Source organism: Bacillus sp. FSL K6-1218, assembly GCF_038006445.1.
GTDB lineage: Bacteria > Bacillota > Bacilli > Bacillales > Bacillaceae_G > Bacillus_A > Bacillus_A thuringiensis_S.
In genome coordinates, this window is the sequence record NZ_JBBOVE010000001.1 from 4,126,211 (window position 1) to 4,147,274 (window position 21,064).

The following is a 21,064-nucleotide window of genomic DNA, read 5'->3' on the forward strand; positions in this document are numbered from 1 at the left end:
ATATGACTTCTTACACATGCTCTGCCTTTACTAAGCGTTGCAAGTGCATCGTTAAATAAATACTTTCCGCTTCATATACAGGTAGTTGCAACTCTTTTTGCATGACCTTAACTAGCTTCCAAGCTACGTTATAGCAAACTGGATACTCCGCCTTTAATAAATCAGCAAAACTTTGCGATTCCTCTACTTTTTCTCCTTTTTTCACCCTCTCAATAGCATATTGAAGATGACGAATAAGGCGTAAATAATGAATGCTCTCTTGATCTAATGTAATTTGTAAGTTTGTCTCAATTAAAGATACAAGTTGTGCAATGAGACGGGAGTTTTGATTAACTGAAGATAAATCAGAATTTGTAAGCGAACTGTAAATGTGAAGTGCAATAAAACCAATTTCTCCTTCTGGCAATGTAATTTGCAAACGAGAATTTAAAAGTTCTACAACACCTTCCGCAATTTCATATTCCTCTGGATAGAGCATTTTTGTTTCAACTAAAAAAGGATTATCAATTGTAAGTCCTTGTTTTAACCTTTTAATCGCAAATGAAATATGATCTGTTAACGCAATATGAATATGTTCATTTAGTGGAGATTTCGCTTTTTCTTGAATGTACAGCATAATATCGTTCATCAATTCAATTAATTTTTCACTAACATGCGGCACTAATAATTTATATTGTTCACGATCACGTTCATTTTTTAAGACAAACATTTTTTCGATTTGTTCTTGCTCCAATACATCTTTCGCTTTTTTCCCAAATCCAATTCCTTTACCAATCACTACTACTTCCTCGTGTTCAGGATGGCTAGCAATGATGACATTATTATTTAAAACTTTTTTAATTTCTAGATAATTATTCATATAACACCACCCTCGTACTTAAATAGCCTACTTTTATGTTACAGAATATTCTTCTTTGTCGTCAATGTAAAACATCTGCCATTTAATAAAAATTCATTTTTTAGACATGTTTATATATGATGCGTATAATGTAAGAGCAACTGTACATAGAAAGGAGATAACAGCATGATTAAAATGTTTGTAAGTGATATCGATGGTACAATGATGCAACACGGAGGTCTTATTGATGAACAAGATGTCGCGGCACTACGCAGCCTTGCCGAGCAAAATGTTATTCTTTGCTTTGCTTCCGGAAGACTTGATAATGAAATTGCAGACTTAATGAAAGCTGTAAATACAAATTTTCATCGCATTAGTGTAAATGGTGTTTTTGTATATACACATGAAAATAAACAACTATTATCTGCAACTTTTGATTCCAGCATACTTCCCGATTTGCTAGCTATGACAAATGAAAATCCTTATTTCCGTTATGTAAGTGATGAGCATAATTATTACATTGAAGAGAAAACACCTTTTATTCAAGAACTTGAACAACAAGTGACTATGACTTCTGTTGAAGAACCAAACTTACTACAGAAGATTGATGATACAATTTTCCCAAATAAAATTTCTGTCGGTGGAACAAAGGAGAGCTTACAACTCCTTCAGAAAAAAATTGATGAAAAATTCCACGGGAAAGTTAGTACTTTCATCTCAGCAGAACAATGTTTAGATGTAATGCCACCGAATGTTAGTAAAGGCTCTGCCATTTCTGTTTTATTAAATGAGTTTCAAATAAAACCTGAGGAAATTGCTTGTATAGGGGATTCTTACAATGATATTCCTATGTTTTCTTTAACTCCTCACAGTTTTGCTATGTCACAAGCAGATGATGCAGTAAAAAAACACGCTCACTATGTAGTAAATCACGTCAAAGATGCTGTTAACCACGTAATTGGTCATAATAAAAATACGACTCATTCCTTATAAGGATGAGTCGTATTTTTATTTCTTTACATGTTAACCATTTTCAATTCCACTGTACTTCACAAACTGAAATATACTATTTGTTACGTGCGATATTCGTAATAAATTTATAACGATCTCCACGATAAATACATTTCACATACTCTAGCGGTATCTCACCTTCTGAATATGACCATTGACGCATTACAAGTACAGGCGCCTTTTTAGGAATATGCAGATGTTCAGCTTCATTTTCCGTAGCAACGGAAGCTTCAATTGACTGAGTAGCGCTAACAAGTTTAAAGCCCAGTTTTTTCTCTAAATGTTCATATAAAGATTGTTGCAATATTTCTTCGTTAATATCTTTTACAAGAGCTGGCGACAAATATGTCGTCTCAAAAGCAATCGGTTCATCATCAGCTAAGCGAATACGCCTCACTTCATAAACCGATTCCCCCTCCTGTATTCTCAACCGGTCTGCTATTTTAGCAGTAGCTGGAACTAGGCGGAAACTAAGTAATTGACTACTTGGGTTCATCCCACGAGAAATCATGTCTTCTGTGAATCCCGTCATTCCTTGCAATTTTTGTTCCACTTTCGGAAGTTGGACAAATGTTCCAATTCCACGCTTCCGATATAAATAGCCTTGTTCCACTAAATTATTAATCGCCTGTCTGATTGTCATACGACTCACTTCGAACTTATCACAAAGTTCATTCTCAGATGGGATTTTATCTCCCGGCTTCCATTCGCCGTCCTCAATTAGCTGTTTCACCCACTCTTGAATCTGATAATAGATCGGAAATGGTGAATACTTGTCGATGTTCATCAGCAATCGCCTCACTGCATAAAGATAGAGCTTCTTGATCTGCAATTACGGTTACATTCGGATGACGTTGTAAAACTGTAGCCGGACACTCTTCACTATATTCACCTTGCAATAATTCTTTAACAGCTTCTGCCTTTTTAGAACCCATAGCAACAAGTAGAACTTGTTTCGCTTTCATAATGCTTCCAATTCCCATTGTAATCGCATGAGTTGGCACATCTTCTTCTTTTTCGAAGAAGCGAAGGTTTGCTTGGCGTGTAGATTCTGTTAATTCAACAATGTTCGTTGGAGAATTAAACGATGTTCCTGGCTCGTTAAATCCGATGTGACCGTTTTCACCGATTCCAAGAATCTGTAGGTCAACTGGGTTAGCAGCTAGAATGCCCTCGTAACGTTTGCACTCTTCCTCTAAATCACTTGCCATCCCGTTTGGTACATAAGTTTGTTTAAATGGAAGATGATCAAACAACTGTTCTTGCATGAAATAGTGATAGCTGTTTTTATCTTCATGTGGTAAATTTACGTACTCATCTAAGTTTACAGTGGTTACACGGCTTGTATCAAGTTTATTTTTTCGCATTTCTGCATAAATACCTAATGGAGAGCTTCCTGTAGCCATTCCTAATGTTGGATTTTCTTTTGTTTTTACAACTTCTTCAATTAATTTATAGCCTGCTTCTGCTAGTTCTTCTGGAGTTTTTACAACAAGAATATTCATTTAATTACTTCCCTTCCTTCATATGAATTCCTAAACGAACCGTATCATATACATGTAAATCTTCATTCATCACAACAAAGTCTGCATCTTTTCCTACCGCTAATGCACCTTTATTATTTAACCCAAACTCTTCTGCTTGGTTAACTGATGTCATCAGTACTGCATCTTCGATTGAACAACCTGTAAATTCAATTACATTTCGGAAAGCTTGATCCATTTTTAGAATACTACCAGCTAACGTTCCATCTTCTAATCGAGCACTACCATCTTTTACATGTACTGGCTGTCCGCCAAGCTCATATAATCCATCTTCAAGACCTTTTGCGCGCATTGCGTCAGTAATAACACTTACTTTTTTCGGTCCTTTTAACTTATATGCTAATTTCACCATATCAGGGTGAATATGAATACCATCTGTAATTACTTCAACCATTACATCTGGATTTAATAACACATGACCAACAACTCCTGGTTCACGGTGATGTAATCCACGCATTTGATTGTATAAATGTGTCGCATGTGTAATCTTTCTATTTTTTAGTTGTGCATCAATTGCATCTGTATGCCCCATTGTGCCAACTACACCAGTTTCAGCAAGATATTGTTCAAACTCTAATGCTCCCTCTTCTTCTGGTGCATATGTTACTAATTTAATTAAATTCCCACTTGCTTCTTGCCATTGTTTAAATTGCTCAATATTTGCAGGAACGATATGTTCAAGTGGTTGTGCACCTGCACGTTTCTTTGAAACATAAGGTCCTTCTAAGTGAATATATTCGAAATGCGCTCCTTTTTCTTTTGCTTCTTTCGCAGCAGTTAGCGCTGCTTCAATTGCCTCTGGAGCTTGTGTCATTGTTGTTGGGAAGTAAGTTGTAACCCCTTCTTTTAACATTTCTTTACCTAGAGTTACTAACCCATCGCTATTTGCATCCATCGCATCAATATCGTATCCACCATGAATATGAACATCGATCATACCTGGAATTACAATCTTCCCTGTAGCATCAAAAACAGTTTCATTTTCTTGTGGTACATATTGAGCCATCAAACCAATTTCTTTAATGGTTTCTGCGTAACGAATAAATCCGTTTTCCACTATTTCTTGACCTGTGTAAATTTTGGCATTGATGACAATTTGCGTTTTCATTTTCATCGATCCTTTCCCATGAAATACCTACTTATTATTATTACCTTATTCGCCTAGTTCCATCTTAATATATGCACGAGTAGTTGTCTATACATTCTAATAAAATTTCCTTTTTATTCAACAAAAAAGGAAATTTCTTACGTCCCTTATAACTATAATATATAATATTCATTTTTCCAAAAAGGGACAGTATCCACCCCTAATATAGAAATCACTTCAACAATGGCATTAACCCACTAGATTCTAACATAACATGTTCACCATCTGTTTCTATTTCTACTGTACGTTTATTAGTTCTATGTACCATTATACCGTGCCTTTTTAAGCGTTTTACTACACTTTGGTGAGGATGTCCATACGGATTACTACTCCCGTAAGACAGAATAGCAAACTGCGGTTCCACTTTTTTTATAAACGTTTCACTTGTTGAAGTATAAGAGCCGTGATGCCCCACTTTTAAAACATCTGCATGTACATCAAATTGTTTTAATATTTCATGTTCTGTCCGTACATCCGCGTCACCCATTAATAAAAAATCCGCTTTTCCATATCGTACCTTCAAAACAATTGAGGATTCATTATTTTCATCTTTTGATTTCCCATTGTTTAATACTTGTATAGAAACATGTGGATCCAGCGGTATATATTGCCCTTCCTTTACTGAAACGAAAGGTATCCCTCTTTTTTTAATATTATTCCGATATGTATGATAAGTAAGAGAACTATATGTTTTTCCGCTATCTAATATAAGCGATACCGGCATTTGCTCTACAATTGGAATTAGCCCCCCTATATGATCCATATCGGGATGCGTACTGACAATTACATCTAAATGATTAATCCCTTTCTCAATTAATTTCTGAATAATAACCTCTCCTGCTTCATAAGGTCCTCCATCAATTAACATTGTTTGTCCGTTTGGCATTATAATAAGTGTTGCATCACCTTGCCCCACTTTTAAAAAGCTCACTTTCATTTTACTAAGATGTTGCCGATGCATATGTAAAGGAGACGTAGTATGAATGGACATCATATACCTTTTAGCTGATGCGCTATTTAAAGAAAAACATAATAAAACAGAAACTAATAATAGAATAATCCGCATACCTCTCATAACTCGTCTCCTTTTTTCATTTAGTATGGCACTGTAAATAATTGATATACAAAAAAGCTTAGCAAAATGCTAAGCTTTTATTTCGATATCTCTTGTAAGGAACCGAAGAATAAATCCGCTTCATTCATTTGTTCATTCTCTTCAGAAAGCGGCGGTAAATCATCTAATGTTTTCAATCCAAATGTGTCCAAAAATTCTTTTGTTGTTCCGTATAAAATAGGACGCCCTGGTCCTTCCGCTCTTCCCATTTCTTTTATAAGTAAATGTGAAACCAACGTTTGTAACGCCTTATCGGTTTTAACTCCTCTAATCTCTTCCATTTCAGTCCTTGTGATTGGTTGACGATATGCAACAATCGCTAACGTTTCGAGAGCAGCTTGTGAGAGCGAAGCAGCTGTTGGTGTATCTATTAATTTTTGATAATATGAAGCATGTTCTTTCTTTGTAGCAAAACGATATACTTTTGCATACTGTACAATTTGCAAACCACGGTTTGCACCTTCACATTCTTGTTGCATTTCTTCTAAAATATTAATTACTTCATTCATTTCAATTTCAAGAACTTTCGCTATTTGTTCTGGATAAATCCCTTCATCACCAGAAACAAATAAAAGGCCTTCAATAATTGACTTTTGTTCTTTCCTATCCATTTCACGAGCTCCTTCCTTCTATTTTCCCATAAAAATACACATCAAAAAACCGAATCACAATCAATGCGTTCGGTTCAATATTTTTTCTCTTGTTCCAAACGATACATTAAAACATAGCATGAGATAAAGTGTTTCTATCCCAATTTCACATACTTGCCCTATGTAGATTTATTAGAGCTTGATACGAAAATTTCATCAAAATTATGTTCTTGCTCAATTATGATTTGTTGATTTTTCATAAGTTCCAGAACTGCTAAAAATGTTACAACCATTATTTCACGTTCATCATCAACAAACAAATCATAAAAACTTTGGCGACCACCCTTTATTTTTAACTGCTTTAAAATATCAGTCATTCGCTGTTCAATTGGTATTTCTTGACGAGTAATACGTGTTGTTACAGGTTTTTTTGCCTTTTTACGGCGCATTAATTTTTGAAATGCCGCTAGCATATCATATAACGTAACATCAAGAGGCAAGCTTGTCTCTTCTTCTTGTTGCAACGATGTAAAGTCAATTGGTGGACGTGTATATAGCTGTGCTCTTTCTTGTTCTCTTTCTTTTAACTCAGTAGCAACTTGCTTATATTTCTTATATTCAATTAACCTCTCCATCAATTCTTGACGAGGATCATCTATAAAATCATCACCGTTATCAAGTACATCTTCTTCATGTTTCGGCAACAACATTTTACTTTTAATTTGTAATAACGTTGCGGCCATTACTAAATACTCACTTGCAACATCTAATTGAAGTTCTTTCATCGTATGCACATAAGATAAATATTGCTCTGTAATATCTGCTACAGGAATATTATATATATCAATTTCATAACGATGTATTAAATGTAACAATAGATCTAAAGGCCCTTCAAAAGCCTCTACTTTAAAATTATATTGCACAAAGCATCCCACCACATTTTTTCTATAACAACATAAGTATAGAGCATACTCATGTTCTATCCAACCTTTTTAAGAAATTTAATTAAAAATAGACCGATGCCTATGTCATCATGCCCACCACTTCATATGATAACAGTGTAGTAAGAACAATGTAGGAGGTCAAAAAACTATGGGTCACGTTGATTGTGGTTTTAGCGGTGGGTTCGCATTACTTGTTGTACTGTTTATTTTACTAATTATTGTAGGAGCAGCTTGCTTCTGCTAATATGAACAATAACGGCTAGGGGGAAATCTCCTAGTCGTTTATTGTTCATATTTCTATGATACACTTATATGTATAACCGTTAGATAGGGGCGAGAACACATGTATCCTACCGAATACATACAATTTTTAATTCATTTCCAAGGAGATTACGACTATTTTGAATGCCACGAAATACTAGAAGAGTACTGGAAGACAAAACCACGAGGAAATCGTGATCATTACTTAGTTGGTCTCATTCAAATTGCAGTTTCTTTATACCACCAAAGACGTGCTAACTGGAATGGTTCCACAAAAATGATGAAAAGCGCAATCACAATTTTAGAAAAAAGCGGTGTGTCTTTACAACGTTTAGGAATTAATCAAGTACAACTTCTTTCCTTGCTCAATGAAAGATTGCAATCTATCCATAAAAAAGAACGTTTTGTACCTTTATTTTTACCCTTATCAGATTCATCGTTAGAGAAGCAGTGCATAGAGTTATGTCAAAAACAAAACCTCCCTTGGAAAGACTTGAATGCTATCCCGGGTGAATATATTATAAACAAGCACACTTTGCGTGATCGCACAGAAGTCATTACTGAACGAAACGAACAATTACAAAAAAGAAAGCAGAGATAATAAACTACTTATCTCTGCTTTCACGAATGTATATTTTGTTCTAGCCCTTTACATTTTTCGCAAAAATTTGCCGTTTGCTCATTTCCGCAAATTGTAAACTCAAGAAATTTATTCTTTAACTCTTGAACCATCTTCGTTCCAATCCCCACATGACGGTGAGACGGATTCACACTCAAATGCTGAATTTCTAATACTTGATTCTCTTTTTTTACAATCCCCATTATTCCAACAAAATCTTCATTCTCTTTCCACAAATACAATTGCCAATCATCTTTTGCTTCATATTCTTTCATTGTCAATTGTAATGTTTTCACATCTTTTTCAGTTGGCATAAACGAAAGAAGCCCCATTGCAATTTTTTCATAACTTTTTTTAAAACGAATTAACATAACCCTTATCCCTTCTTACAAAAGTTACAAACTAGTAATCCCCTCAATCACTCTTTTCATATCATATTCATTTTACAATATTTTCAACAGAGTGAGAAGAGCCTAAAACAACTTGATAATCATACAAAGCGAAAAGAAGAAAGTCAAATCTATGTTTCAGCACTATTCCTTTAATAAATAGAGTAAAAAAGAAAATTTTATACGGAATGGAAAAAAACATATCATTCAACATCACTTCATTAATAGTTACCCTAAAGTAGCACTATTCTAGCAAAATTAATATAACAAAAAATATTTGTTGAAACATATAATGTAATGTATTCTATGTAATTTGTTAAAGGTTTGTTCTCACAAGCAATATATTTTAGCAACAATACTACTTGTATGATGAGCTGCAGAAGAAGTACCCCGTCCCATTTAAAAGTAAAAAAAGAGAGCAAAAGCTCTCTTTTTCCTTACCTTACTCTTCCCAAACTTTAACTTCTTTCATTACATCGCCTTGACGCATTTTTAATACTGTTTCAATACCGCTTGTTGCTTTACCGAATACAGTATGAACACCATCTAAATGCGGCTGTGGCTCATGAACGATAAAGAATTGGCTACCGCCTGTGTTACGACCAGCGTGAGCCATAGAAAGTGATCCTACAAGGTGTCTATGAGGGTTTCCATCAGTTTCACATGGAATAGAGTAACCTGGGCCACCTGCACCTGTACCTGTTGGGTCTCCACCTTGGCTTACGAAACCAGGAATAACACGGTGGAATGTAACACCGTCATAAAATCCTTGCTCTGCTAATTTTTTAAAGTTTTCTACTGTTTTCGGTGCTTCTTCTGGGAAAAATTCCAAGTCGATTTTTTCACCGTTTTCCATTAATATGTATCCTAAAGTTTTCATACGTATATGTCTCCTTTCAACTATCTCAGCACTATATTACCACATTCATGACTAGAAACAAAAAGAATCCGACAATCTAGATACTTCTTTTTTGAAATGTGGAAAAAGCTAGGTGACAAATAAGAAATATATACTATAATAACTTTGTTGCCCGAAAATTTTAGAAAGAGAAAGGGAGCGATTTTTCGTGAAAACGAAATTACTAGCTCTGCTATTAGCTGTAACGGTATTTATGATGCCAACAGCTTCATTTGCAGACATCATCGAGGGAGAATCAATTGTTACATTAGGAGAGAACTTATCTGAACAACAAAAACAAGATCTGTTAAAAGAAATGAAAGCACCGAAAGATGCTACAATTATTACTGTATCTAATGCGGAAGAACATAAATTTCTAGAAGGCATTGTTCCAAAAGCACAAATTGGTACGAGAGCAATTTCTTCTTCTATGATTACATACACAAAACCAGGATCTGGTCTTATTGTACGATCAAAGAATATTAACTGGGTAACAGATGCAATGTACACTAACGCTTTGATTACAGCAGGTGTAAAAGATGCAGAAATTCAAATTACTGCACCTTTTAAAGTTTCAGGAACTGCAGCTTTAACTGGATTAATGAAAGCATACGAAACTGCGTCCAATAAACAAATTCCTGAAGAAGTAAAAAAAGTAGCGAATGAAGAAATGGTACAAACAGCCCAGCTTGGTGATAAAATTGGTGAAGAAAAAGCAGTTCAACTTGTTGCAAAAATTAAAGAAGAAATTGCAAAAGAACAGCCAAAAACAACAGAAGATTTACGTTCATTAATTAAAAAAATTGCTGATCAATTAGGCATTACATTAACAGATGAACAGTTAGATAACTTAGTATCGTTATTTGATAAAATGAAGAATCTTAATATCGATTGGAATCAAGTTGGTAGTCAATTAAACAAAGCAAAAGAACACGTTTCTGCCTTTTTAGGATCTGAAGAAGGACAAAGTTTTCTAGATAAAGTGAAAGATTTCTTCTCAAGTATCATTGATTTTGTTAAATCTTTATTCAAGTAAAAAAGAAGCCCGCCAGTGACGGGCTTCTTTTTTATACAAGTAACGGTAATTTCATAACAGCCTCTTCAACCGAACGCACTATATGATTTGCTTTCTCCTTTACATATGGATGGGCATGATGAAGAGTAAATGAATGCGGGGTTACTTCAAACATAGAAATATCATTGAAAGAATCTCCAATACAAGCAACTTCATTTGCTTCAATTTGCAAATGGTCCATTAGTCGCTTTAGAGCACTCCCCTTACTCACGCCCCTTGGCATAATATCAACATAGCGTTTACCTGATATAAAAACTTCCGCTTCGCCTTGAAACGTATCTCGTAGCTCTTGATCTAGCGTCACAATTTTCTCTTCTTCACCAAAAACAAACAATTTTGCAGGGTGTACAGTCTTACCAAACTCTTCTTCTAACGCTTCAATTTCAGCGATATGCACGCCCATATACGCTTCAAAATTATGGTGATGTTCATTTTTCCTTTTTGTATATCGCTGCTCATTTGCACAAACAATATCCGCTAGTCCTTTTTTATGTATATATCGATATATTTCCTGGGCAGCCGCATTTTCAAAACTCGATTCATGAAATAAATTCCCATCCGGAAATAACATTGTCGCTCCATTTAAGCCAGTTGTGTAATATGGGAATGAAAACCTTTTTACAACTTCATCAATTCTGTGTGTAAAGCGGCCAGAGGCAAAACAAATATTTGTCCCTTTCTCAGCTAACCAACACAGCGCACGTTCATCTTCTTTTTGCATATGATTCACATCGTAAACGAGCGTGTCATCTAAATCACTTACAAATAATTTAATCATGTCCTCTTCCCCTTCCATACACAATATCTACTCTAAGTGTACACAAAAAATGTTTGATTTTTGTTAAAAAACAATAAATTTTTACTAAAAAAAATAAACGGGTACATAATCCCGTTTATTTTTGTCTTTTTACATTTTGAGGTCTTACTATACTTGGTCGTACTTTTAAACTAGACATTGTTGGACGGAGTAAAATTTTTGTTAATGCGCCCCAATCAAATGGTAAAAACGGCCATAAATAAGGTGTTTGTAAACTTTTTATAGACGTTAAAAATAAAATTAATATCGTCATACCAATTACAAATCCCATCTCATGGAAGAGACCTGTTAAAATAATAACAAACAATTTCCCAACCTTATTTCCAAGTCCCAATTCATAACTCGGTGTTGCATATGCACCAATCATTGAAACCGCTACATACAAAATTACTTCTGGCACAAACAAACCTACATCAATTGCAATTTGCCCAATTAATATAGCGGAAATCAACCCTGCTGCAGACGATAGCGGCGTTGGAGTATGAATGGCTGCCATCCTTAAAAACTCAAGTCCGACCTCTGCCATTAACACCTGTAATAAAATTGGTAAATGTGTCATCTTAGTCGGTCCAATAAAAGCAAGATTTGGTGGCAAAAGAGTTGGATCAAATACAAACACTAACCAAAATGGTAATAAAAATAACGAGAATATAACACCTAAAAAGCGCACCCAGCGTAAAAATGTACCGACAGCTGGATTTTGTCTAAACTCTTCTGCATGCTGTAAATGATGAAAATATGTTGTCGGTGTAATCATAGCACTTGGTGATGTGTCAACGAGTACTAACACATGCCCTTCTAGTAGATGATTTGCTGCTACATCTGGCCTTTCTGTATATCGAATAAGTGGGAATGGGTTATAGCTTTGCTTTACAACAAATTCTTCTACTGTTTTATCCGCCATCGTAATTCCATCTACATCGATGTTATTTAATTCTTGTTTTATAATCTTTACTAAGTCTGGGTTTGCAACATCTTGAACGTATGTAATACAAATATCCGTTTGTGATCTATCTCCTACTCGAATAATTTCATTTCGAAGACGTGGATCTCGAATTCTTCTACGAATTAATGCTGTATTTACAACGATATTTTCAACAAATCCATCTCTCGCGCCGCGTACTACCTTTTCGGTATCTGGTTCTGTCGGTGTTCGCCCTGGATAACTACGAACATCGATCGCGAACGCTTCCGTTTCACCTTCCACAAATATCACAATGAGTCCTGATAATACTTGGAGCATTACCTCATCCATCGTTTTCACTTTGCTTACTTGTTGATGGATTAAGCGATTCTCTAAAAGCTTCACTGTATCTTCTTCTACATCCCTTATCTCATTTGTATCCACCGCTTCTTCTAAAATAGGGATAATATAATTTGTATCACAAAGTCCGTTTACAAATAACACACCAATTTCTTTATTCAAAATTTGAAATTTACGAATGCCAACATCGTATGTAACGCCTAGTCCAACTGTCTGCTTTAAATAATTTTCATTGTCACTTATGAAAGTTGATATAGGGATATCCACTTTTTTAGGCTTCGTCATAAAAACCACTCCTTTCCAAAATTAATTGAATCGCTTTTCTAGTAATAGGTGACCCTCTCTCCCATTCATCATTCCCGCACATTTTACCAATATCACCAACTCCAACAATGACAGGAACATTTAAATCGTCTAAGCAATATATTGTATCTCCACTAATCCTGCCAATTTCACCATCTGGAAGTCCAAATTTATCAACACCGTATTCGGTTAAATTCCCATTCCGATCTACACTTACATCTACACGTGCCCATTCCCAACGATGCGTATTAGACGCTACTGCTAAAATTCCGAGCACATCAATTTGTTTATGGGTAGCCACATATTTTAAAGCCTTCTCACCAGATCCTTCTCCAATAAATCCACTGTCATCAAACATGACAAATACAGGGTCATATGGCGTTTGCATAATAAGCTCAACAACTTTTTTCCCTGTCAATTTGGTTGGATTACTTTGTGATGCTGAAATACACCTTCCCCCAAATTCCTTTGTTAAAAGCTCAATTGTCCGCTTTGCATATTCATCTCCATCTGTGACCAAAACAACCCTTCGTCTCATTTGATTTATCCTTTCGGTTTACATATAAGTGCTATAAAAAACGAAAACAATATCGCTGCGGAAATGCCCGCAGATGTTAAACTAAACATGCCAATACCAATTCCTAAATATCCATGTTTTTCTGCTGCATGCATTGCTCCGTGCAATAGTGAATGTCCAAAACTTGTAATAGGGACTGTTGCTCCAGCACCTGCAAACTTTATTAGTTTATCGTACAATCCAAATCCATCTAAAATTGCTCCGATGACTACAAAAGTTGCCATTAAATGAGCTGGTGTTAACTTTGCGAAATCTAACAATAGCTGCCCAATTACACAAATAGCTCCACCTACAAGAAATGCATATATAAAATCCACAATTCACTCTCCTTTAACTCTTTCAAATACGACACCATGTGCAATTGTTGGAATCGTTTCTTTCTGTTGCATCATCATCGGGCTTAATAATGCGCCAGTGGCAACGACAAAAATTCGTTGTAAATTCCCTTTTTGCATCTCGTGTAATAAATGGCCATATGTGACAACTGCTGAACAAGCGCAACCACTACCACCTGCAAACACTTCTTCTTGACTTGATTCATAAATCATCAATCCGCAATCATTGTATATATGCCCAAGATCGTAACCTTCCTCAAGTAAAAGTTGTTTTGCAATCGGCGTCCCAACAGCTGATAAATCACCCGTAACAATCAAATCATAATCATCGGCACTTCTTCTTAAATCTTCAAAATGCTGTTGAATTGTATGAGCTGCTGCTGGAGCCATCGCTGCCCCCATATCCAAAGGATTTGTGATTCCTAAATCTTGCACTTTTCCGATTGTAGCCGCCGTAATTTTAATTGCACTTTTTTCATTGCTAATTAATATAGATCCTGCACCAGTCACAGTTGAATTTGCTGTCCCTGGCTTTTGCCCACCATACTCTGTTGGATAGCGAAATTGTCTTTCAGCCGTTGCATTATGACTACTTACTGTAGCTAAGACACGATTTGCAAATCCACCGTCTATAAAAGCTGAGCCAACTGCTAAAGTCTCCATAGACGTCGCACAAGCGCTAAACATTCCTAAAAAAGGAATGCCCCACTTACGCGCAACATAATTTGCTGTCACTGTTTGATTTAATAAATCTCCCGCTAAAAAGAAATCAATTTGCGATGTTTTTATATTCCCTTTTTGCACTGCTTGTTGAATTGAGTCTGACATTAATCTTCGTTCGGCGAGCTCCCAATTTTCCTCTCCACAATGCAAGTCATCGTATGAAATATCAAAATCTTTTCCAAGAGGGCCCTCAGCTTCTTTCGGACCGACAGCAGTACCCGTTGCATTCACATATATATCATTTTGAAATACCCACGTTTGTTTTCCGGTTAACCTCATACTAGCCCCTCCTTTAAGACATAAAAACTTTAAAGGTATACCTTATTAACCCAATGATATATGCACCAACAACCCCAAATACAATTACACTTCCTGCCAGTTTAAACATATTTGTAGCAATCCCTAGAACAACCCCTTCGCTCTTATGCTCTAAGGCAGCACTCGCCATAGAATTTGCAAATCCTGTCACCGGTACCGCTGATCCTGCTCCAGCAAATTGACCGATTTTATCATATACACCACACCCTGTTAAAATCGCGGATAATAAAACAAGAGTTGCAACAGTGGGGTTTCCTGCCTCTTGTTCACTGAAGTGAAAATAATGTATATAAAATTTCATCAATACTTCTCCAACTGTACAAATGAGTCCACCTACAAGAAATGCTTTGATACAATTTAGTAAATAGTTTGGCTTTGGATGATACTCCTTCACTTTATTTATGTAATCATCCTTCAATTTCTGACTTGTCATTTATATACTGCCTCCTACTTTACGAAATAAATCCAGTGAAACAACGAGCCTATTACTTTCCCAAGTACAAGAGCAACGAGTAAAACAACAATCTTCCCCTCTACCCCTACTCGTTTCGCTAAAATAGGTAGAACATTTAACACCTCTGTTAATGCTGCAGCAAGCATTCCAATGAACGTGCCACAAAATATCCCTAATATAACGAGCCAATATTGCGACGTTTGAAATGTAATGTTTTTCAAACTGCACCAAGCCCCTGTTAAAGTACCTGCAATGACTGCCCACTCAAAATATTGAATATGCTTTCCACTTCTCGTTAATTGGGCTAAACGGGGGATTATACCAAGTACAGCTAAAAATGCGACATATCCGCTACCTACCGCAATCCCTCCAGCTAAACCAATTAAAATAACAAATCCAGACTCAATCATCGGTAAGTTGTTTCATATTATCCTTGTTTTCATTAACGATTACATATTGATCAAGTGACTGTTGGTATTGAAACATCTCAACTTCTAGCGGACTTGGCTCTTCATTAATTCGCTTTTGAAATACATGATTAAAGAATAAAACCATCCCTAAGCCAAGACCTAAAGAATAAGGAATTTGAAATAAAAGTGGTTGCGCATTAAATTCTCCAGTAATCATGTAATATAACCGTTGATGTACTTGTTGCATACTTACATCTTCATGGAAATAAATGATCGCAAGGGCCGCTCCAATGAAAAGTAACAGCCATACAAGCCCGAAAAAAACTGGATGCGCCTTCTTTTTTTCGTATATAATTTCAACAAGAGTTTGTCCAGAACCGAGTAAATTAATTTGTACATGAGATGCTTTCTGTTGAATAATCTCAATTACTTTCATAACATCAATTACAACATGCGTCTTATCATGCGCTGTTATTTTGTAAACTATCTCATTTTGTAACAACTCAACTACGGAAGAATCTCCGGCAAGTTGAGCAACATCGCCCAGCTTTACTTCATAAGTAGGAGAAACTTTTAAACGATTGCGCATTTTAATATAAATCGTTTGTTCCAACTTTCATTCACCCCTTCACTCTTCCTCGTAGTTGTAGTATGGTTATTGAATTTTTTTCTAATACAATTTTTTCATAAAAAAACATCCGCACCATTTCGGTACAGATGTTTTTTACTTATGCCTTTTTCTTAAATAAGTTTGCAATACTTAATGCAAGCCCTCCCCAAATGACTACTATTCCAATAACCATCATCATAATTGCTGATCCACTCATTATGAAACACCTCGATCTTTCCATTCTTTTTCAAGCTTGGCAGAATCCGAATGTATTTGTGCATTCCATTTCTTTAGACTAATAATTAGCGCAACGATAAGGAAGGCTGCTGCTATCGACCAACCATACGTTACAACAAACTCAGTCGGATAATCTCCATAATTCTTTTTAATGTTTTGGATTGTACCATCAATTAGCATATACCCTAACATAAGCGGAGTAATAACGAGTAAACTTACTCTCCAAAACGTTCCTAATTTAATATCAGATACAAAGTTTGCATGATTTTGATAAACTGGTAAACGACGTAAAATGAGCCCTATCGTCACTACTTCCGCAAGTGCAATTGTAATTAATCCGAAATTATTAGCGAAATAGTCGACAACATCTAAGAACATAAGCCCACCACGTGTTGCAAATACAAGAGAAACTAACACGAGAAGGGTTCCCATAATTCCAATGGTTTTTTCCCGACTTAAACTGAATTTTTCAGATACAGCGGCAAAACATACTTCCGCGAGTGAAATAAGTGATGTGATTCCAGCAACCGTTAACGATAAGAAAAATAATACACCAAACAACGGTGACATCGGCAATTCATTAATAATTTGCGGAAATACTACGAACGCAAGCCCAACGCCAGCACTTGCTACTTTATCAACCGGTACTCCCATATTATTCGCCATAAATCCAAGAGCTGCAAAGACCCCAATACCCGCTAATAATTCAAATCCTGAGTTTGCAAATCCAGTAATAAAGGCATTATTTGTTGTATCCGAGTTTTTCGGTAAATAACTAGAATACGTAATCATAATTCCAAATGCTAAAGATAAACTAAAGAATATTTGACCATAAGCAGCAAGCCATACTTTCCCATCAAAAATACGACTCCAATCTGGTTTAAAGAATGCATCTAGTCCTTGCATAGCACCTTCCATCGTCACTGCACGAACGACGATAATAAGGAACATAACAACTAATAAAGGAATAAATATACGGTTAACAACTTCTATTCCTTTTTTAACTCCTTTAAATGCAACGCCAAGCACAATAATCCAAACGAGAGCTAATGGAATTAATACTTCCGGTACAAGTCCTCCAAATTGCCCTGGCTTATCTGCAACATGTAAGTACTCTTTAAATAAAAATGATTGCGTGTCTTTTCCCCATGCTCCAGTAATTGCAAAGTATGTATACGATATAGACCAAGCAATAATCACTGCATAATATGTTGAAACGATAAATGTTACGCACATTTGCCACCATCCAATAAATTCGGCACGCGGGCTAATACGGAAAAATGTAAGTGGTGCTGAGCCACGATGACGATGACCAAGAGCAAACTCAAATGCTAACAATGAAATACCCGTCGTTAATAATGCAAATAAGTACGGTAAAAAGAATGCCCCGCCTCCATTTTCATACGCTGTATAAGGAAAACGCCATATGTTTCCTAATCCAACGGCAGATCCGACCGCTGCAAAAATAAATCCAGCTCTCGTTCCCCATTGTTGCCTCGTTTCCATATTTCCTTCCCCCTTTATGACAAGTTCATACTTGGATTATATTTTAAATTGACTAAATTATCAATAAATTCTGTTAATTTTTGCGAAAATTAACATCTCTCTCCTATTAACGGCATAAAAAAATCGAATAGACAATTATTCGTCTATTCGATCTTTCATCTGTTTTAATATTTTCTTTTCAAGTCTTGAAACTTGTACTTGCGAAATGCCTATGCGCTCTGCTACTTCTGACTGTGTTTGATCTTTATAGTAACGCAAGTATACAATTAAGCGCTCTCGTTCATCTAGTTCTCTAATCGCTTCTTTTAAAGCAATTTTATCGAACCATTTCGTTTCAGATTGATCTGCAATTTGATCTAAAATAGTGATTGGATCTCCATCGTTTTCATATACAGTTTCATGTATAGACGAAGGGGCCCGGCTCGCTTCTTGTGCTAGAACAACTTCCTCTGGCGTTAGTTCTAGTGCCTCTGCCACTTCATTAATCGTTGGAGCCCTTCCGAATTCTTTCGAAAGCTCATCTCTCATCTTTCGAATTTTGTTTCCTGTTTCTTTTAAAGACCTACTAACTTTCACTGATCCATCATCACGTAAGAAACGTTGTATTTCACCAATAATCATTGGAACTGCATATGTTGAAAATTTCACGTCGAAAGATAAATCAAATTTATCTACCGATTTCAAGAGCCCAATACATCCAATTTGAAATAGATCGTCTGGTTCGTATCCTCGATTAAGAAACCGCTGTACAACCGACCAAACGAGGCGCATATTACTTTGAACGATTGTATCTCTCGCTTGTTGATCTCCATCTTGACTTTTTTGAATTAACGCTTTTAGCTCGTGGTCCTTTAACTGAGGTTTCTTCTTCTCATTTTTGACCTCTATGTCCATAGGCTATTCTCCTTAATTGCATAGAGCGTTACTATTTGATAAGTATTTTGTCAAATGGATTGTTGTCCCGAAAGATTCGTTTGAAATAACTTCTACTTCATCCATAAAATTTTCCATGATAGTAAATCCCATTCCGGAACGCTCTAATTCAGGTTTAGTTGTAAAAAGGGGTTGTCTCGCTTCATCTAAGTTAAAAATTCCAATCCCTTCATCTCGAATCGTGAGTTTCACCATTGCTTCTTCCAAAATTACAGAAATATAAACAATACCTTCTGCATTTCCTTCATACCCATGAATAATTGCATTTGTAACCGCTTCTGACACAACTGTTTTAATCTCCGTTAATTCTTCCATCGTTGGATCTAGTTGTGCAATGAAAGCCGCCACTGTAACGCGAGCGAACGATTCATTTTGACTTAATGCTGAAAATTGAAGGTTCATTTCATTTCTCACCTATGCCACCCCCAACGTCGCGAGCGCGTGCGCTTCACTTTCTTCTAAGCGAACAATTTTGAATAAGCCCGACATTTCAAATAAACGCTTAACAGGCGGTGAAATTGCACAAACAACCATTTCTCCACCTAATCCCTTTACGTGTTTATATCGGCCTAATATAACACCTAGACCAGAACTATCCATAAACGATAAGTTCTCTAGGCTCAAAACAATATGATGAACACCATGTGTCTCAATCATATCTGTTACTTTCGTTCGCAACTCTTCAGCCGTATGATGATCTAATTCACCCGCTAGTCTCACACATAGGACGTCACGTTTTACTTCTAATTGCATGGAAAGACTCACACGATTTCCTCCTTATGCTCAAACTTTACTCATTCGCATACATAAAGATTTTCGTGATACAAAATAAGAATCCTCCCTGCTGACAAAAGAAGAACTATTTCGTCATAAAGTGAAACCTTTCAGCATTATTCACCTACATACGAATAGAAAAGCGGCAAAATATTTGCCGCTATTTTGATGTTGAAAACATCCCAAAACTTCTTTTAAATAACTCCCACCAGCTCGCTGCAGCAACATCTTCTTTTGCTACAATTGTTTGTTTTAATAAAACATCCTTATCTTTTTTAATAACAAGTGTACCAAGCGCGTCACCTTTTTTAATCGGTGCTTTTACTTTCTTTTCAGCAATTACTTCTTGTTTTACCTTGTCCATATTCTCGCCCTTCTTCATAAGAAGAGAAACATTATCTGATGCAACTAAATCTACTTTTTCTTTTTTCCCTTTCCCTACTTGAACTGTCTTAATTTTTTCGCCGCGCGTATACAATTTCTTTGTCATATATTGACCAAATGCGTAGTCAAGAAGCTTCGTCACTTGGTTGTTCCGTTCTTTTGATGTTGGTGCTCCCATGACAACTGAAATGATACGCATGCCATTTTTTTCAGCCGATGCTGTTAAACAATATTTCGCTTCTGTCGTAAAACCTGTTTTTACTCCATCTACGCCAGGATAAAAACGTACTAGCTTATTCGTATTAACGAGCCAAAACTTTTTATCCGTATCTTCACGTAAATAATCTTCGTACTTACCTGTGTATTTACGAATAAGTGGATACTTCATCAATTCTCTTGCCATTATAGCCATATCATTTGCTGTCGAATAATGGTCTTTGGCCGGAAGACCTGTTGGGTTTTGAAAATGTGTATTTTTCAGCCCTAGATCTTTCGCCTTTTTGTTCATCATATTTACAAATCCTTCTTCTGAACCTGCGATATGCTCGGCTACTGCAACAGATGCGTCATTTCCAGATGCAATTGCAATACCCTTTAACATCTCATTTACAGTCATCTCTTCCCCAGGTTCTAAAAAGATTTGCGATCCACCCATTGAAGCTGCATGTTCGCTCGCTCTAACTTTATCGGTCAGTTTTAGTTTTCCTTTTTCAACTTGTTCCATAATTAAAAGCATTGTCATAATCTTTGTCATACTAGCAGGTGGTAATTTTTCATTTGGATTTTTATCAAATAAAACTTTACCTGTATCTTGCTCAATTACGATTGCTGACGACGCTTGTTCCGCTAACTTCGGCGTTGTTTCTTCTGTTTTCTCCTGCTTCGTTTTCTCAGATTGTGCAAAACTCACTGAAGTTCCAGAAAGCAATAACATGAAACAAACAAGTATTCCAAAAACTCGCTTCATGACTAACCCTCCATTCTATATC

General features: G+C 36.0%; 27 protein-coding genes. 4 read left to right on the forward strand and 23 right to left on the reverse strand.

The window, feature by feature from the left end; translation table 11 throughout:
- Positions 1 to 10 precede the first annotated feature (10 nt).
- The gene (gene glcT / locus MHI26_RS20900) at positions 11 to 859 is read right to left on the reverse strand and encodes a glucose PTS transporter transcription antiterminator GlcT (RefSeq protein ID WP_001067323.1); all 849 of its coding nucleotides are present in this window, start codon (positions 857 to 859) and stop codon (positions 11 to 13) included.
- Positions 860 to 1,024: 165 nt separating this feature from the next.
- On the opposite strand from glcT, the gene MHI26_RS20905 reads away from it, so the two are divergent.
- Entirely contained in the window at positions 1,025 to 1,831 is an 807-nt protein-coding gene (locus MHI26_RS20905; protein WP_000594251.1) for a Cof-type HAD-IIB family hydrolase, read from the forward strand.
- Positions 1,832 to 1,904: 73 nt separating this feature from the next.
- Here the strand turns inward: MHI26_RS20905 and MHI26_RS20910 are convergent, their stop codons facing one another.
- The 6 genes from MHI26_RS20910 to scpA all read right to left on the reverse strand — a co-directional run bounded on the left by MHI26_RS20910 (position 1,905) and on the right by scpA (position 7,167).
- Entirely contained in the window at positions 1,905 to 2,636 is a 732-nt protein-coding gene (locus MHI26_RS20910) for a GntR family transcriptional regulator (RefSeq protein ID WP_014894892.1), read from the reverse strand.
- Entirely contained in the window at positions 2,566 to 3,354 is a 789-nt protein-coding gene (nagB, locus tag MHI26_RS20915; RefSeq protein ID WP_001024207.1) for a glucosamine-6-phosphate deaminase, read from the reverse strand. The genes MHI26_RS20910 and nagB overlap by 71 nt, the downstream gene beginning before the upstream one ends.
- A 4-nt stretch (positions 3,355 to 3,358) precedes the next feature.
- Complete coding sequence (nagA, locus tag MHI26_RS20920) at positions 3,359 to 4,501, reverse strand: N-acetylglucosamine-6-phosphate deacetylase (RefSeq protein ID WP_001987227.1); 1,143 nt, start codon at positions 4,499 to 4,501, stop codon at positions 3,359 to 3,361.
- 211 nt (positions 4,502 to 4,712) lie between these two features.
- Positions 4,713 to 5,615 (reverse strand): ComEC/Rec2 family competence protein, encoded by a 903-nt coding sequence (locus MHI26_RS20925; RefSeq protein ID WP_001214827.1) that lies wholly within the window; start codon positions 5,613 to 5,615, stop codon positions 4,713 to 4,715.
- Positions 5,616 to 5,692: 77 nt separating this feature from the next.
- Positions 5,693 to 6,265, reverse strand: coding sequence for a segregation/condensation protein ScpB (gene scpB, locus MHI26_RS20930; protein WP_000375171.1), 573 nt, complete (start codon positions 6,263 to 6,265; stop codon positions 5,693 to 5,695).
- 158 nt (positions 6,266 to 6,423) lie between these two features.
- Positions 6,424 to 7,167 (reverse strand): segregation/condensation protein A, encoded by a 744-nt coding sequence (gene scpA, locus MHI26_RS20935; protein WP_001199754.1) that lies wholly within the window; start codon positions 7,165 to 7,167, stop codon positions 6,424 to 6,426.
- Positions 7,168 to 7,336: 169 nt separating this feature from the next.
- Between scpA and MHI26_RS20940 the strand changes: the two genes are divergently transcribed.
- Both MHI26_RS20940 and MHI26_RS20945 read left to right on the forward strand, forming a co-directional pair.
- Positions 7,337 to 7,432 (forward strand): YjcZ family sporulation protein, encoded by a 96-nt coding sequence (locus MHI26_RS20940; protein ID WP_000510194.1) that lies wholly within the window; start codon positions 7,337 to 7,339, stop codon positions 7,430 to 7,432.
- A 99-nt stretch (positions 7,433 to 7,531) separates the two neighbouring features.
- A complete protein-coding gene (locus tag MHI26_RS20945; protein WP_061666336.1) occupies positions 7,532 to 8,050 on the forward strand; it encodes a DUF309 domain-containing protein in 519 nt (172 codons plus the stop codon).
- 20 nt (positions 8,051 to 8,070) lie between these two features.
- Here MHI26_RS20945 and ribT read toward each other — a convergent pair whose 3' ends face one another.
- Positions 8,071 to 8,439 carry a GNAT family N-acetyltransferase RibT gene (gene ribT / locus MHI26_RS20950; RefSeq protein WP_000908400.1) on the reverse strand — a complete coding sequence of 123 codons (369 nt, stop codon included), beginning with the start codon at positions 8,437 to 8,439 and terminating at the stop codon, positions 8,071 to 8,073.
- Between the two features lie 460 nt (positions 8,440 to 8,899).
- A complete protein-coding gene (locus MHI26_RS20955) occupies positions 8,900 to 9,337 on the reverse strand; it encodes a peptidylprolyl isomerase (RefSeq protein WP_000853782.1) in 438 nt (145 codons plus the stop codon).
- Between the two features lie 187 nt (positions 9,338 to 9,524).
- Here MHI26_RS20955 and MHI26_RS20960 point away from each other — a divergent pair, with 187 nt between their 5' ends.
- Positions 9,525 to 10,391, forward strand: coding sequence for a DUF1002 domain-containing protein (locus MHI26_RS20960; protein ID WP_000850515.1), 867 nt, complete (start codon positions 9,525 to 9,527; stop codon positions 10,389 to 10,391).
- A 31-nt stretch (positions 10,392 to 10,422) separates the two neighbouring features.
- Here MHI26_RS20960 and MHI26_RS20965 read toward each other — a convergent pair whose 3' ends face one another.
- The 14 genes from MHI26_RS20965 to dacF form a co-directional block, all read right to left on the reverse strand.
- Positions 10,423 to 11,226 (reverse strand): HAD family hydrolase, encoded by an 804-nt coding sequence (locus MHI26_RS20965; RefSeq protein WP_003307772.1) that lies wholly within the window; start codon positions 11,224 to 11,226, stop codon positions 10,423 to 10,425.
- A 97-nt stretch (positions 11,227 to 11,323) separates the two neighbouring features.
- Entirely contained in the window at positions 11,324 to 12,796 is a 1,473-nt protein-coding gene (gene spoVAF, locus MHI26_RS20970; RefSeq protein ID WP_000165594.1) for a spore germination protein SpoVAF, read from the reverse strand.
- Positions 12,783 to 13,352, reverse strand: coding sequence for a stage V sporulation protein AE (locus tag MHI26_RS20975; RefSeq protein ID WP_001254418.1), 570 nt, complete (start codon positions 13,350 to 13,352; stop codon positions 12,783 to 12,785). Before MHI26_RS20975 ends, spoVAF begins: the two co-directional genes overlap by 14 nt.
- A gap of 5 nt (positions 13,353 to 13,357) precedes the next feature.
- The gene (gene spoVAE / locus MHI26_RS20980; protein WP_000345907.1) at positions 13,358 to 13,708 is read right to left on the reverse strand and encodes a stage V sporulation protein AE; all 351 of its coding nucleotides are present in this window, start codon (positions 13,706 to 13,708) and stop codon (positions 13,358 to 13,360) included.
- Positions 13,709 to 13,711: 3 nt separating this feature from the next.
- Entirely contained in the window at positions 13,712 to 14,728 is a 1,017-nt protein-coding gene (gene spoVAD / locus MHI26_RS20985) for a stage V sporulation protein AD (protein ID WP_001241139.1), read from the reverse strand.
- Positions 14,729 to 14,741: 13 nt separating this feature from the next.
- On the reverse strand, positions 14,742 to 15,200 hold the full coding sequence (gene spoVAC / locus MHI26_RS20990; RefSeq protein WP_061666335.1) for a stage V sporulation protein AC: 459 nt from the start codon (positions 15,198 to 15,200) through the stop codon (positions 14,742 to 14,744).
- A 14-nt stretch (positions 15,201 to 15,214) separates the two neighbouring features.
- Complete coding sequence (gene spoVAB / locus MHI26_RS20995; protein ID WP_000572939.1) at positions 15,215 to 15,631, reverse strand: stage V sporulation protein SpoVAB; 417 nt, start codon at positions 15,629 to 15,631, stop codon at positions 15,215 to 15,217.
- On the reverse strand, positions 15,624 to 16,244 hold the full coding sequence (locus MHI26_RS21000) for a stage V sporulation protein AA (protein WP_061666334.1): 621 nt from the start codon (positions 16,242 to 16,244) through the stop codon (positions 15,624 to 15,626). Before MHI26_RS21000 ends, spoVAB begins: the two co-directional genes overlap by 8 nt.
- Positions 16,245 to 16,359: 115 nt before the next feature.
- A complete protein-coding gene (locus MHI26_RS21005) occupies positions 16,360 to 16,458 on the reverse strand; it encodes a methionine/alanine import family NSS transporter small subunit (protein WP_000016826.1) in 99 nt (32 codons plus the stop codon).
- Complete coding sequence (locus MHI26_RS21010; RefSeq protein ID WP_000450089.1) at positions 16,458 to 17,984, reverse strand: sodium-dependent transporter; 1,527 nt, start codon at positions 17,982 to 17,984, stop codon at positions 16,458 to 16,460. Before MHI26_RS21010 ends, MHI26_RS21005 begins: the two co-directional genes overlap by 1 nt.
- Positions 17,985 to 18,119: 135 nt before the next feature.
- On the reverse strand, positions 18,120 to 18,878 hold the full coding sequence (sigF, locus tag MHI26_RS21015; RefSeq protein ID WP_000350729.1) for an RNA polymerase sporulation sigma factor SigF: 759 nt from the start codon (positions 18,876 to 18,878) through the stop codon (positions 18,120 to 18,122).
- 12 nt (positions 18,879 to 18,890) lie between these two features.
- Positions 18,891 to 19,331: an anti-sigma F factor gene (gene spoIIAB, locus MHI26_RS21020; RefSeq protein ID WP_001243398.1), complete on the reverse strand. Its 441-nt coding sequence runs from the start codon at positions 19,329 to 19,331 to the stop codon at positions 18,891 to 18,893.
- Positions 19,332 to 19,682, reverse strand: coding sequence for an anti-sigma F factor antagonist (gene spoIIAA, locus MHI26_RS21025; protein ID WP_000059133.1), 351 nt, complete (start codon positions 19,680 to 19,682; stop codon positions 19,332 to 19,334).
- Positions 19,683 to 19,851: 169 nt separating this feature from the next.
- Positions 19,852 to 21,042 carry a serine-type D-Ala-D-Ala carboxypeptidase DacF gene (gene dacF, locus MHI26_RS21030; protein ID WP_000831995.1) on the reverse strand — a complete coding sequence of 397 codons (1,191 nt, stop codon included), beginning with the start codon at positions 21,040 to 21,042 and terminating at the stop codon, positions 19,852 to 19,854.
- Positions 21,043 to 21,064 lie beyond the last annotated feature (22 nt).